Genomic DNA, 13,089 nt, shown 5'->3' on the forward strand with positions numbered 1-13,089 from the left:
AAGGATCATAACCCGGATAAATTCGTTACTGGGTTGTATTCGTTACCGAGTTGCTGTTTCATGGAGCCATCGACAACCGGAAGGGACGGGCACACACATGACGAACACGGCGAACGTGGCGACCATGACGAACGTGGTGATCGTGGGAGCGGGGCCGACCGGACTGACGCTGGCCTGCGGGCTGGCCCGGCAGGGCGTGGCGGTGCGGGTCCTGGAGCGGGCCACCGCCCACGCCGACGGCTCCCGCGGCAAGACGCTCAACCCCCGCAGCCTGGAGATCCTCGCGGACCTGGGCATCGCCGAGGAACTGGCCGCGCTGGGCCGCACCCACCTGCCGTTCCGCAAGTACTTCGAGGGCGCCTTCGTCAACGAGACCGAGCCGTTCGCCGGCGCCCGGCCCAGCGCCACCACCCCCTACCCGGCCAGCCGCTGGCTGCAGCAGCCGCAGCTGGAGGCGCTGCTGCGCGAGCGGCTCGCCGCCCTCGGGGTGGAGGTCGAGCTCGGCGCCGAACTGGTCGACGTCCGGCAGGACGCCGACGGGGCGGAGGCCGTGCTCGCGGACGGCCGGCGGATCGCCGCCGAGTACGTGGTCGCCTGCGACGGCGGCCGCTCGACGGTGCGCAAACTGCTCGGCATCCCCTTCGTGGGCGAGGGCGACCCGGAGCCGATGATGGTCTGCGGCGACGTCGTGGTCGAGGGCCTGGAGCCGGGCGCCTGGCACCAGTGGTTCGGGCCGAAGGGCGCCTTCATGCTCTGCCCGTTCGAGGGCAGCCCCCGCTGGCAGCTCCAGGCCAGCCCGGAGACCGCCGCGGACGGTTCGATCGTCCCGCCGTCGCTGGAGAGCTTCCAGCGGCTCGCGGTCGAGCACACCGGCCGCGAGGACATCCGGCTCGACGACGCCACCTGGCTGTCCACCTGGCGGGTCAACGTCCGGATGGCCGAGCGCTACCGCGAGGGCCGGGTCCTGCTGGCCGGGGACTGCGCCCACGTCCACCCCACGGCGGGCGGGCTCGGCATGAACACCGGCATCCAGGACGCCTGGAACCTCGCCTGGAAGCTCGGCCACGTGGTGCGCGGGCTCGCCGCGCCCGCCCTGCTGGACACCTACCAGGAGGAGCGGCTGCCGATCGCCGCGTGGACGCTCGACATCACCAGCGCCGGGATGGCGGCCGTGGTGGCGGGGATCGACACCCCCGGCATCGGGGTCGAGGCCGGCGGGGTCGGCGACTTCACCGGCCTGTCCCTCGGCTACCGGTGGAGCAGCCTCGCCGTCGGAGGTGCCCCGGCCGAGGGCGACGCGGAGGCGCAGCTCCGCGCCGGGGACCGGGCGCCCGACGGCCCCTGCCCGGGTCCGGACGGCGCTCCGGGGCGGCTCTTCGAACGGTTCGCCGGCGACGACTTCACCCTGCTCGGCCTCGGCGCGGGCGCCCGCCCCGACCTCGCCGGACTGCCCGGCCACGTCCGGCCGGTGCGGGTCGAGGACCGGGACGGCGAGGTCCGCCGGGCCTACGGTGTGACCGGCGAGGCCCTCGTCCTGGTCCGGCCGGACAACCACATCGCGCTGGTCACCGCGGCCGCCGAGCCCGGCCCGGTGCACGCCTACCTGGCGCGCCTCGGTGCCACCAGGTGATCAGGGCCTCGGTGCCGGTGCCGGTGCCGGTGCCGGTGCCCGTGCGGGTGGCGCGGTCAGGGGCGGGGGCGGACGGCCAGGCCCGGGCGGCGGCGGTGCACCGTCAGGTAGACGACGCCCTCCGCCCCCGCCGCCACCGCGCGCTCGGCACCGTGCGGCAGCAGCCGCAGCGCGCCCGGCTCCAGCGCGTGCTCGACACCCGCGCAGCGCAGGGTGCCCCGGCCGGCGAGGCCCAGGACCAGCACGTCCAGGTCGGGTTCCACATGGCCGGCGACGGTCGCCCCGGGGCGCAACCGCACCACGTTGGCGTCCAGTTGGCGCTCGGTGCCGGTCAGTCGCCACAGTGCCCCGGCGGCGTCGGCGCCGGCCTCCCGCAGCAGCGCCTCGACCGCCACGCCGTCGCCGGACACGTCCGGCCCGGGTGTCCCGTCCGGCTCGTGGGACCTGTCCGACCTGTCCGACCTGTCCGGCTCGGTCGGCTCGGTCGGTTTGTGCGAATCCGTCATACCGGACATCCTCCCACCGCGCGGCCGCCCCGCCCGGTCCGGGCCCGTCAGTCGACGGTCCCGCCCGTGTTGCGGATCAGCTGCCGGAGCACCTTCAGCGCGGTGACGTAGTCCGCGTCGTCGATGCCCGCGTGGATCGCGGCGCGGATCGCGGGGGCGTTGCGGGCGAGGTCGACCCGGGCCTGCTCGCCCTCCTCGGTCAGCCACAGCCGCTGGTCGGCGTCCCGGGTCAGCCAGCCGCGCTCCACCAGTACGACGGCCTCCGCCGTCAGGTCGTCCTCGGGCCGGAGGTAGGAGGCCATCGCCGCCCGGAGCTCGGGCACGGTCAGGCCCGCTCCGTCCGGCGAGATGTCGTTCTTCGACAGATTGCGCAGCAGCCAGAACTGCGGCTGGGTGTAGCCCTTCTCGGCCTGCCGGGCCCGGGTGAACGCGATCAGGGCCTCGTAGGCGACACCGGTCCAGTAGGCGGCGGGCTGGCCGGCGAGTTCTGCGTCGGAGATCTGCTGGGTCGACACGGGGGTCCCCTCCTGGTGTCTCGGGTGTGCGGCCCGCACGCGGTGCGGTCGTACGAGAACCGTAGGACTTGAAGTGCGGTTGAAGGCAAGGGAGAAGGGCCCGGCCGGGGCGTCGCCCCGCCCGACGCCCCTGCTGCCCCGGAGGTCGGCCGTCAGCCCCTGGCGGCCTGCTCGGCCAGGGTCACCGGCAGCCCGGCCTCGATCCGCCGCAGCAGCCGGCCGCCGTGGACACCGGGGGTGTCGAAGCCCCGCCACTCGTCCGGGTCGGTGTCGGACGCCGTCCGCAGCACCTCGGGGACCAGCACCGTCTCCGGGCGGACGGGCACGGCGTCGGGGGAGGGCGCGAGGTAGGGCGGGCGGAGTATCGGCCCGAAGAACTCGCCGCCGACGAGGTCCGGCTCGAACTCGGCGGACAGCACGGTGACCCCGGTCCTGAGGTCCCCGTGGATCATCACCAGCTTGTCCGTCATATGGCCGACGAAGGCCCCGACGTGGACGTCCCCGCCGACGATCAGCTTGGCGTCGCCCTCCAGGAAGACGGCGGCCGCCCGGAGGTCGCCGAGGACGACCAGCGCGGGGCAGCCGTCGTCGGTGTTGAGCACCGCGCCGTCCACCAGCAGGTCGCCGTCGACGATGAAGCCGGTGCCGTCGGGCTCGGTGGCGTCGAGGTCGAGGTGGCCGTCGATCGTCAGGGCGCCGGTGTGGACGTCGTACTGCTCCTCGTAGAGGTTCTCGTAGGAGTCGGAGGGCAGGCGGCGCTGCTCGAAGAGCGCCACGGCCCGGTCCCAACTGTGCGGGGTGGTGGTGATGTTCATGGGCGGAACTGTGCCACGCGGCACTGACGGCGACCGTCGCGGGACGGGTGGCCGCCGACCCGCCGGCGCACATTCCGAGGATGTCTCCCCGCAACTGCTTGTCCGGCGGGGCGCCGCCCGACGCAGCCCCGTTGCCTCCGCCGCCGTTCTGCCCGAACGGACCTTCCCTCCCGCGGGCGCGTCTGGCAGCATCGTCCGTTATTCGGTGAGCGGGGGCCGGTGACCGGTGGGCCGGGCGCTCCGGGTACTCCGGTGCTCCGGGTGCCCGTCGGGGGAGGGGCAGCATGCTGACGTACCGCGAGCGCGGTCGCCGCGAGGACGAGCACCGGCCCGCGCCCTGGGTGCGGACCCGGCTGCGCTCGGCGCGTACGGCCGCCGCGCTCACCGCCGTCCTCGCCTTCGTCACCGTCCTCACCGTCACCGCGCTGCCCCGGGCCACCGACCGGGGCGCGAACAGCGCGCTGGCCGCCTTCGCCCAGGACCGCGGCGTCAAGGCGACCAGCCTCCACCTCACCGCCCGCCCGCGCCCCGACACCCCCGCCGCCGAGCTCGACTCGGCCCGCGACCGGCTGGTCGGACAGATCATCCGGGACCTCCCGCTCACCCGCGACGGCGAGCACCACGGCACCCGCGCCCTCACGGACCGGGCCATGCTCAACGACGGCTACGACCGCCCCGGCGGCATGGCCCCGCAACTCCACCTGCTCTACCTCCAGGGGCTCGCCGGACACGCGACCCTGACCGACGGCGCCTGGCCCGGACCGGCCGCCCCCGGCGAACCGCTGCCGATCGCCGTCAGCCGGCGGGCTGCCGACACCATCGGCCTCCGGGTCGGCGACACCGTCGACAGCGGACCCGCCGCCCGCGCCAGGATCGTCGGCCTCTACCGCGCCGACGATCCCCACGACCGCTACTGGCAGGAACTGCCCTGCCCCGAACGCGCCTGCCTGAAGACCCTCGACGGCGGCGGTGTCCGATGGGAGACCGCCGGATTCGCCGCCGGCGACAGCCGCCCGGCCCTGCTCGCCTGGGGCGGGGGCGGCGAGGACTTCTGGCGGCTGCCCGTCGACCCGCACGCCCTGCGCGCCGACCGGCTCGCCGCCCTCCGCTCCGGCGCCGCCTCCTACCTGGCCGGGCCCGGCGCCGTCCTGGCCGCCGAGGTGACCGGACGGCCCGACCTCACCCTCGGCACCCTGCTGCCCGAGGTCCTCGCCGAGGCCACCGCCCGCCACCGGGCCACCGCCCCGCTCGCCGCGATCGGTCCCGCCGGCGTCGCGGGCGTCGCCGCCGTGGTGCTCTGCCTGGCCGCCGCCCTCGCCGCCGACCGGCGGACCGCCGAACTGCGGCTGCTCCAGGCCCGCGGTGGTTCACGCGCCGGGATCCTGCTGCGCCTGCTCGGCGAGAGCGCGGTGACCGTCCTGCCGGCAGCCGGGGCTGCCACCGCCCTCGCGCTCGTCCTGCTGCCCACCCCCCGCTGGACCGCCGCCGTCCTCGCCGCAGTGGCCGCGACACTGCTCGCCGTCCTGGCCCTCCCGGTCCGCGCCGCCGCCCTGCTCTCCCGCCCCCCGGGCACCGGCGGCCCTCCCGACGGTGCCCGGGCGTCCGGGCGGCGCCGGGCGGTCGGCGAACTCCTCGTCCTCGCCGTCACCGGCGCGGCCGTCGCCGAGGTCCGCCGCCGGGGCGCCGCCCCGCCGGCGAGCGGGCCGGATCCACTGCTGGTCACCGCCCCGCTGCTGGTCGCGCTCAGCGGCGGTCTGCTGCTCGCCCGGATCCAGCCGCCCGTCGTCGGCCGGCTCGCCGCCCTCGCCCGGCGCGGCCGCGGCCCGATCGCCTTCCTCGGCCTCGCCCGCAGCGCCCGCGACTCCAGCGGTCGCCACCGCCCCGCCGTTCTGCCGGCGCTCGCCCTGCTGCTCGCCGTCACCACCGCCGGCTTCGGCGCGACCCTCCTCGACACCGTCGACGGCGCCCGGCTGCGTGCGGCCCGCACGGCGGTCGGCGGCGACGCCGCGGTACTGGTCCCGCAGGACGCGCCGCTGCCCGAGGCCTTCGTCACGGCCGCCGACGCGCTCCCGGGCGTCCGCGCCTCGACCGGCGTCCGGATCGAGCGGCAGACCTACCTCCTCGGTGCCGGCCGGCTCGCCGTACAGGTCACCCTCGTCGTCGTCGAGCCCCGGGCCTACGCGGAGATCGCCCGTACCGTCGGGGCCGGCGCGTTCGACCCTGCCCTCCTGAACGACGCTGCCGTCCTGGCCGATCCCGCCGTCCTGGTCGACGCCGCGCCGTCCGACACCGCGCCGTCCACCGTCGCCCCGTCCGACGCGCCGGTGCCCGCCCTGGTCAGCCCCGGCCTCGCCGCACAACTCACCCCCGGCCCGCAGCGGCTGCGGACACCCGGCGGCGAACTGCTCGCCACCGTCGTCGGCACCACCCCCGCCACCCCCGCCCTCCCCGAGGCCGTCCGCGAGTTCGTCGTCGTGCCGGTCGGCGCCGCCGCCGCCCGCCTGCCCGAACTCGCCCGGCCCGACAACTGGTTCGCCGTCGGCGACATCGACGGCGACCGGCTGCGCCCGCTCTTCGCGGCACGCGGCCTGGCCGACGCGTCGGGCCTGGCCGGGCTGCTCCGCGAGGAGGCCCGGGAGGTGAGCGAGGAGCCCGGCGGCATCCCCGACGGCTACCTCGTACGCACCGCCCGCGAGACCGCCGCCGCCCTGGCCGCCGACCCGCTCCAGCACTCCACCGTCCGGCTCTTCCGGTCCGCGGCCGTCGCCGGCGTCGCCTTCGCCCTGCTCGCCGTCCTGCTCACCGTCCTGCGGGCCTCGCCCGACCGCGCGGCGGTGCTCGCCCGGCTGCGCACCATGGGGCTCCGCCCCCGGGAGGGGCTGGCGCTGATCGTCGCGGAGACCGTGCCGCAGACGCTGGCCGCGGTGGCCGGCGGTGCCGTGGTCGCGGCGGGGGCCGTCGCCCTGCTCGGACCGGCCTTCGACCTGTCGCTGCTGGTCGGCGCGCCGGTGGGGGACCGGCTGGTGCCCCGCGTCCTGCCGGTGCTGCTGCCGACGGCCGGCGTGGCGCTGCTCGTCTGCGCCGCGGTGGTGCTGGAGGCGGCCGTCTCCGGCCGACGGCAGATCGCCACCGAACTCCGGGCGGGCGACCGGCGGTGACCCCGGCCGTTCCGGGTCCACCGCCGGTCGCGCCGAGGATCTACAGGGGCTGTGGCTTGATCATCGCGAACGGCGCACCCTGCGGGTCGGTGACCACCGTCATCCGGCCCGCCATCATGTCGAACGGCGGGGCCAGGACGGTGCCGCCGGCCTTGACCAGCGCGTCCACCGTGGAGTCCACGTCGTCCACCGCGAAGTAGGTCAGCCAGTGCGGCGGCGTACCGGGCGGGTCGCCGGCGAGCAGGGTCACCCCGCCGACCGCCCGGCCCCCGACCCGCAGCTCCCAGTAGGAGTCGGCGCCGTCCAGCGGTTCGATCTCGATCCCGAAGGCCGCGCCGTAGAACGCGGTGGCGGCCGGCACGTCGTTGGTGTGGAGCTCGTTCCAGGTCAGCGCACCGGCCTCGTTGACCACCTGGGCGCCGAAGAACTCGCCCGGCTGCCAGACGCCGAACACCGCGCCCTGCGGGTCGGCCGCCACCAGCATCCGGCCCAGGGCGCCGACGTCCATCACCGGGGCCAGCAGGGTGCCGCCGGCGGCGACGATCGCGTCCTGGGTGGCCTGCGCGTCGGTGCTGGCGAGGTAGCCGGTCCAGACGGTCGGCGGTTCCGGCGCGCCGTCGGGGCTCATCGTCGGGCCGATGCCGGCCACGGCCCGGCCGTTGAGCTCGCAGACCGCGTACCCGCCGAACTCCGCGGGCCCGGGCGTGCCCTGCCAGCCGAACAGGTCGCGGTAGAAGTCCAGCGCGGCCTGCTGGTCCTTCGCCATCAGGTCGACCCAGCACGGGGTGCCGGTCGGGTAAGGAGTGGTGACTTCGGGCATTCTCGCTCCTCCTCGTGGGATCCCCCGCCGGTCACCCTCTCCTCGGGAGTTCCGATCCGGCGTTCGACACGCCGCCCCGTCCGCCGCCCCGCCCCGCCCGCCGCCCGCCCGCCGCCCGACCGACCGACGGCCGGGCGGCGGACGGGCCCGAGTGCTCCGTCAGTGGATGGCCGTCCCGCACACCGAGCCCGGCAGCGGCTGGAAGCCGTGGCTGCGGACGGTGGTCAGGACGTGCCCGCAGATCCACCCGGTGGGGCCGAACACGGCGCGCAGCGCGGCGCCGTTGGCGTTCTGCGCGGTCCACTCGCTCTGGCGGACGACATTGGACACGATCCGGCCGAACGGTGTCGCCGCGAACTGCGGGTTGATGGCGTGCGTGGTGGTGTTGACCGCGGCGACCCCGTTGATGCCGCGCGGGGTGAGCGGGCCGGGCTCGTCGCCGGGGGTGGTGTGACCGCCGTACGCCTGGCCGACGTAGCGGCCGACGGAGTACGGCACCAGGGCGTCGGGGTCCTGGAGGACCGGGTCGGTGCCCTGGTTCTCGCGGGCCACGACGCCGACGCAGGAGTGGTCGGTCACCGGGTCCTGGGCGACCACCCGGGCGTAGTCGATCTTCTCCAGGAAGTAGGAGGTCGCGTCCAGCCCCGAACCGTGCACGCCGTCGCGGTCCACCGTGACGTTGCCGCTGACGACCGGGTGGATGACCGCATCGGGCAGCACGGGGCTGATCTGGCGCCAGTTGGTGGTCCGGCAGGAGTAGATCGAGGCCAGCTGGGCGGTCGTCAGCGAGGCCGGGGCATTGCCGCCGGCGGGGGCCGCCCAGCTGACGGCGTCCTTGGCCATCCCGATGAAGAGCAGGTAGGCGGGGTCGGCGGGCCTCGGCGGCCGGACGGCCCGGGCGTAGTTGACGGTCGTCGAGCCGAAGATGTCCATGGCGATCACGCCGGCGTCCGTGCTGAACGGCCGGTAGATGAGGGACGACCCGTACTTGGGCACGATCGGGCTCTGCCCGGCCGAGTCCCAGCCGGTCAGCCGGGGCGAGGTGGTGTCGCCGCCGGCGGCCAGGACGGCGTTGTAGTCGGTGGAGAACTGGTCCAGCAGGCTCTGGGTCGCCTGGCCGCCGACGCCGACGAGGTCCTGGGCGGCCGGGAGGCCGAGCGGGTCGGCGGGCGCGGGGGCGGTGGTGCCGAGAACGAGGGCGGCGGCCAGCGCGAAGGCCGGGGCGAGGCGGCGGCCGAGCCGGGCGGTGCGGCGGCTGTGCCCGGTGAGGTGGTCAAGCATGGGTGAACTGCCCTTCGGACGTGCGGCGTCGGGATCCCGGCGTATCCTCGGCCGCCCGCCCGGCCGGGGGAAGCCCCCGTTCCGGGGGTGCGGCGGTCCGCCGGGGTGCGGCGCCGCAGGTCACCCGGGCCCGGTGGCCGGCCGCGACGGCGAATGTACTTCCACCGGCTTTCCACCGGCCTTCTGCCGGACGCCCACCGGCCGCCCTGCTCAGCCGCCGGACCTCCCGAGCCGTGCCTCGGCGGCGTCGAGGAGGAGGTCGAGCGCGTGGGGGTAGGCGCTGCGGTTCATGTCGGCGGTCAGCAGGTGCGCGGTGGCCGCGATGTGCGGGTGGGTCGTGGCGTCGAGGCGCGCGTAGGAAGCCTGCCAGACCTGGTAGTCGGCGCTCAGTGCGGCCGAGGGCAGGGCGAGGGCGGCGGCGTCCAGGACGGCGAAGCCGAGGCTCTGGTCGACGAAGGCGTGGTAGATGCGGACGGCCTCGGGGTCCGGGAAGCCGGCGTTGCGCAGTATGCCGAGGATGTTCTCGACGGCGGTGATCTCGTTGGCCCGGCCGGTGGTGCGGTGGGCGGCGAGCAGGGCGGCCTGGGGGTGGGCCTGGTAGGCGGCGTGGATCCGCAGGCCGATGGCGCGCAGATCGGCCCGCCATTCGCCGGTGGGCCGCCAGCCGTGCTGGGCGCGGCCGATGAGCTCGTCGGCGATGGCGATCAGCAGGTCGTCGGTGCTGTGGAAGTAGCGGTACACCGCGCTCGGGTCGGCGCCGAGCGCGGCCCCGAGCCGCCGGACGGTGAGCGCCTCGGCGCCGTGCAGGCCGACCAGCCGCAGCGCGGTGTCGACGATCAGCTCGGAGGACAGGACGACGCCCTGTTTGGTGGGCCGGCGGCGCTTCCGCTCGGGCTCGGGAACCACACGTTCGGTCATGCCCGCCAGAGTATGTCAACGGCATTGACGTAGGGAGGGGGAACGCGTGGATCGCGCGGATCTACTCCGCTCGCCGTACCGGGAGGCTGCGCGGGCCGCGCACCAGGAGGCCCGGCCGGTACGGCAGGGCTGCGGGGTCGGCGGCGAGGGACAGCGCGGGCAGGGCGTCGAACAGTCGGGGCAGGGCGATCGTCGCCTCCAGTCGGGCCAGTCGGGCCCCGAGGCAGATGTGCGGGCCGTGCCCGAAGGCCACGTGCGGCAGGGCGCGGCCGTCACCGGGGGCGAACCGGTCGGGCCGGAAGGCGTCCGGGTCGGGGAAGACCTCCGGGTCGCGGTTGGCGGCCGCCAGGACGACCAGGACGGAGGAGTCCGCAGGGACGACCGTTCCGGAGCCGAGGTCGACCTCCTCGCTGGTGCGCCGCCAGGTCGTGCCCTCCAGCGGGCTGGCGTGGCGCAGTGTCTCCTCGACCACCGCGCCCCACCGGGGCTCGCCCTCCCGCCGGGCCGCGGCCAGCTCGCCGGGGTGGCCGAGCAGCAGCAGCGAGGCGGAGGCGAGCAGGTTCATGGTCGTCTCGTAGCCGGCGAAGAGCAGCAGGAACGCCATCGCCAGCAGTTCGGTGTCGTCCAGCGCCTCGGCGTCCTCGTCGGCGGCGAGCAGGCTGAACAGGTCCTCGCCGGGCTGCTCGCGCTTGACCGCGATGAGCCCGGTGAAGTACCGGTGCAGGCTCTGCCAGGCGTCGTCGATCTCGCCGGGGGCGAGGGCGCCGGCGGGGGAGCCGACCCGGTAGGTCCAGGTGCGCAGGTCCGCCCGGTCCTCCTCGGGCACGCCGAGGATCTCGCCGATCACCAGGACGGGCAGCGGGAAGGCGAAGTCGTCGACGAGGTCGGCGGTCCCTTCGCGGCCGAGGCGCTCCGCGAGCCCGCCGAGCACCTCCTCGGTGAGCCGGGCTATCCGCTCGCCCAGGGCGTCCACCCGGCGGGGCGTGAAGGCCACCGAGGCCAGCCGGCGCAGGCGGCGGTGCTCGCCGCCGTCGGTGTTGAGCATGTGGCGCTCCAGCACGGACCGCGCCCCGGCCGCCGGTCCCACCCGGGCGGACCCGCCGGCCCGCGGCGCCGGGACGTTGGAGAACCGGGGGTCGGCCAGCACCGCCCGGGCCTGGCGGTAGCCGGTCACCAGCCAGGCCGAGGTGCCGTTGGACAGGTCCACCCGGGCCGCCGGGCCCTGCGCGCGCAGCCCGGCGTAGTACGGGTAGGGGTCGCGGGCGAACGCGGCGTCGGCGGGGTTCAGAACTGTGGTCACCGGGTCATTCTCGCCGGGGCCGTCCGGGCGGCCGACAGGGCCCCCGGCCCGGACGGATCCGGGCCGGGGGAGCGGGGCGCGGCCGCCCCCGCGCGTCACCGTCGCGGGGTCACGTCCGGACGGGGTCACGTCCGGACGGGGCGGAAGACCCGCTCCGGCCAGTCGCCGTCCGGGACTGTCCGGTCGAGCGCCGCGCCGATCACCCGTTCCTCGTACCGGAAGTGCGACTCCATGATCGCCGCCAGCCCGTCGAGTTCGCGCCCGATCGCCTCGTCCGGGCCCCGGCCATCGCCGGTGGCGGCCTGCCGGGCGAGTTCGGCGACCCGGGTCAGGATCGAGGAGATCAGTTCATGGTCCTCGACCAGCTTCGCGACCGTCCCCGCCAGATCGGGCCGCTCGCGCACCAACTGCGCGAACAGTCCGTCGTCCTCGCCCCGGTGGTGGGTCTCCAGGGCGCTGCAGAAGGCCAGACAGTGGGCGGCGAGCGTCCCGCCCCCGCCCGTGCGCCGTTGCCCCGCACCGGACTTGAGGTCGTTCTTGAGGTCGTTGATCAGGCGACGCAGTTCGTCGTGTGCCAGCGAGAGCTGCCGGCCGAGGGCGGCCGTACGGCCGCCGTCCTGGGAAGCCACGTTCGGGCCGTCCCTTCGGTTGTCGCACCTCCATGCCTGACGCAGTCCGTCACCGGCACGCGATGCCGCCGCGATCCGATCACACCTTCGTCCGCCCGGGCAAGCGCCGGGCCGGGTGCCCCGGGTGCGTTCATCGCAAGCCATTGCAACGATCCGTGAAATCGTCGTTGCATTGAGCGCCTATCCATTGCAATGAAAGAGTCAGAAATCCCTCTATTTAGCCGCTTTGATCGCCCATTAATCGTTGACCGAAAACTGAACGCAATGTAGCTTCGTTGTTGTTCATAGAAACGCGAACGGCCGTGAAGGTCGTTCGGGCAGCACGGGACCCAGAAGAGAGGCACCACCATGTCCGTCGACACCACCGCCCAGGACGCGTCCACCCCGCCGTCGGCGGCCGCCGGGCCGGAGCGGCCCGAACTGCGGGCGGCCGCCCAGGCGTTCGTCGACGCCGGGTTCGCCGGGATCCAGCTGCGGGTGCACGACGAGCGGGGCGCCTGGGTCGGCGCCGCCGGGGCGCGGGAGCTGGGAGGGGATGAACTGCCGCCGCTGGAAGGGCGGTTCTGGATCGGCAGCAGCACCAAGACCTTCGTCGCGGCGCTGGTCCTGCGGCTGGTCGCGGACGGCGCGATCGGGTTGGACACCCCGGTGGCCGAGTACCTGCCGGAACTCGGCCTGGACGGGCGGATCACCGTGCGGATGCTGCTCCAGCACACCAGCGGGCTGTACAACTACACCGGCGAGCTCGACGCCGACGGGAACTTCGTGCCGGGGCTCCCCTCGGTCGGCGGGCCCTGGGTGGAGAACCGGTTCCACAACTACCGGACGGAGGAGCTGGTTCGGTACGCGCTCGCCAGGCCGGCCCGCTTCGAGCCGGGCACGGACCAGAACTACTCCAACACCAACTACACCGTGGCCGTGCTGCTGGTCGAGGCGGTCGGCGGCCTCCCGTACGCCGAGGCGATGCGCCGACACGTCCTGGAGCCGCTCGGGCTGCGGGACACCGTGGTGCCGGGCGACTCCCCGGAGCTGCCCGAGCCGCACGCGCACGGCTACGCCCGCTACCAGGACGGCGAGGAGTGGAAGGTCGTCGACGTGACCCGGCAGAACAGCTCGCTGCTGACCGGCGCCGGCGACATGGTCTCCACCACCCAGGACCTCCACACCTTCTTCTCCGCGCTGCTGGGCGGCCGGCTGCTCCCGGCCCCGCTGCTGGAGGAGATGCGCACGCCGCACGGGATGCTCGGCTACGGCCTCGGGCTGTTCGTGCAGGACCTCGGCCCGGAGCACGGCACCATCGTCCACCACAACGGCGGTGCCCCGGGCGGCTACGGGGCGCTGATGATCGCCTCCCCGGACGGCAGCCGGACCCTCGCGGCGGGGCTGACCACGGGCGACGCCGAGATGGACCCGGCGCAGGTGTTCCCGGGGGCGCTGGACGCGCTGATCACGGCCGTCTTCCGGGACGGCCACGGGCGGTGACCCGGCCGCGCCCGCTGTCGGCGGGGTGGTTCACC

11 protein-coding genes are annotated in these 13,089 nt (G+C 75.2%); 3 read left to right on the plus strand and 8 right to left on the minus strand.

Going from position 1 to position 13,089, the window contains the following annotated elements:
- The first annotated feature begins 97 nt into the window (after window positions 1-97).
- Window positions 98-1,630: an FAD-dependent monooxygenase gene (locus tag OG715_RS40275; protein ID WP_266272236.1), complete on the plus strand. Its 1,533-nt coding sequence runs from the start codon at window positions 98-100 to the stop codon at window positions 1,628-1,630.
- Between the two features lie 56 nt (window positions 1,631-1,686).
- On the opposite strand, the gene OG715_RS40280 is transcribed toward OG715_RS40275, so the two are convergent.
- The 3 genes from OG715_RS40280 to OG715_RS40290 form a co-directional block, all read right to left on the minus strand.
- Window positions 1,687-2,136, minus strand: coding sequence for a hypothetical protein (locus OG715_RS40280; RefSeq protein ID WP_266272235.1), 450 nt, complete (start codon window positions 2,134-2,136; stop codon window positions 1,687-1,689).
- A 47-nt stretch (window positions 2,137-2,183) separates the two neighbouring features.
- On the minus strand, window positions 2,184-2,651 hold the full coding sequence (locus tag OG715_RS40285) for a MarR family winged helix-turn-helix transcriptional regulator (RefSeq protein ID WP_266272233.1): 468 nt from the start codon (window positions 2,649-2,651) through the stop codon (window positions 2,184-2,186).
- Between the two features lie 152 nt (window positions 2,652-2,803).
- Window positions 2,804-3,466: a hypothetical protein gene (locus OG715_RS40290; RefSeq protein WP_266272232.1), complete on the minus strand. Its 663-nt coding sequence runs from the start codon at window positions 3,464-3,466 to the stop codon at window positions 2,804-2,806.
- 284 nt (window positions 3,467-3,750) lie between these two features.
- Between OG715_RS40290 and OG715_RS40295 the strand changes: the two genes are divergently transcribed.
- Window positions 3,751-6,624 (plus strand): hypothetical protein, encoded by a 2,874-nt coding sequence (locus tag OG715_RS40295; RefSeq protein ID WP_266272231.1) that lies wholly within the window; start codon window positions 3,751-3,753, stop codon window positions 6,622-6,624.
- A gap of 40 nt (window positions 6,625-6,664) precedes the next feature.
- Here OG715_RS40295 and OG715_RS40300 read toward each other — a convergent pair whose 3' ends face one another.
- The 5 genes from OG715_RS40300 to OG715_RS40320 all read right to left on the minus strand — a co-directional run bounded on the left by OG715_RS40300 (window position 6,665) and on the right by OG715_RS40320 (window position 11,572).
- Window positions 6,665-7,444, minus strand: coding sequence for a VOC family protein (locus tag OG715_RS40300; protein WP_266272230.1), 780 nt, complete (start codon window positions 7,442-7,444; stop codon window positions 6,665-6,667).
- A gap of 159 nt (window positions 7,445-7,603) precedes the next feature.
- Window positions 7,604-8,725: a hypothetical protein gene (locus OG715_RS40305; RefSeq protein WP_266272229.1), complete on the minus strand. Its 1,122-nt coding sequence runs from the start codon at window positions 8,723-8,725 to the stop codon at window positions 7,604-7,606.
- A gap of 210 nt (window positions 8,726-8,935) precedes the next feature.
- Entirely contained in the window at window positions 8,936-9,643 is a 708-nt protein-coding gene (locus OG715_RS40310) for a TetR/AcrR family transcriptional regulator (protein ID WP_266272228.1), read from the minus strand.
- A gap of 61 nt (window positions 9,644-9,704) precedes the next feature.
- Window positions 9,705-10,943, minus strand: a complete 1,239-nt coding sequence (locus OG715_RS40315) for a cytochrome P450 family protein (protein WP_266272226.1) — start codon at window positions 10,941-10,943, stop codon at window positions 9,705-9,707.
- 125 nt (window positions 10,944-11,068) lie between these two features.
- Window positions 11,069-11,572 (minus strand): hemerythrin domain-containing protein, encoded by a 504-nt coding sequence (locus tag OG715_RS40320; RefSeq protein ID WP_266272225.1) that lies wholly within the window; start codon window positions 11,570-11,572, stop codon window positions 11,069-11,071.
- 348 nt (window positions 11,573-11,920) lie between these two features.
- On the opposite strand from OG715_RS40320, the gene OG715_RS40325 reads away from it, so the two are divergent.
- A complete protein-coding gene (locus tag OG715_RS40325) occupies window positions 11,921-13,054 on the plus strand; it encodes a serine hydrolase domain-containing protein (RefSeq protein WP_266272224.1) in 1,134 nt (377 codons plus the stop codon).
- Window positions 13,055-13,089: the final 35 nt, after the last annotated feature.

The organism is Kitasatospora purpeofusca, assembly GCF_036010405.1.
Classification (GTDB): Bacteria; Actinomycetota; Actinomycetes; order Streptomycetales; family Streptomycetaceae; genus Kitasatospora; species Kitasatospora purpeofusca.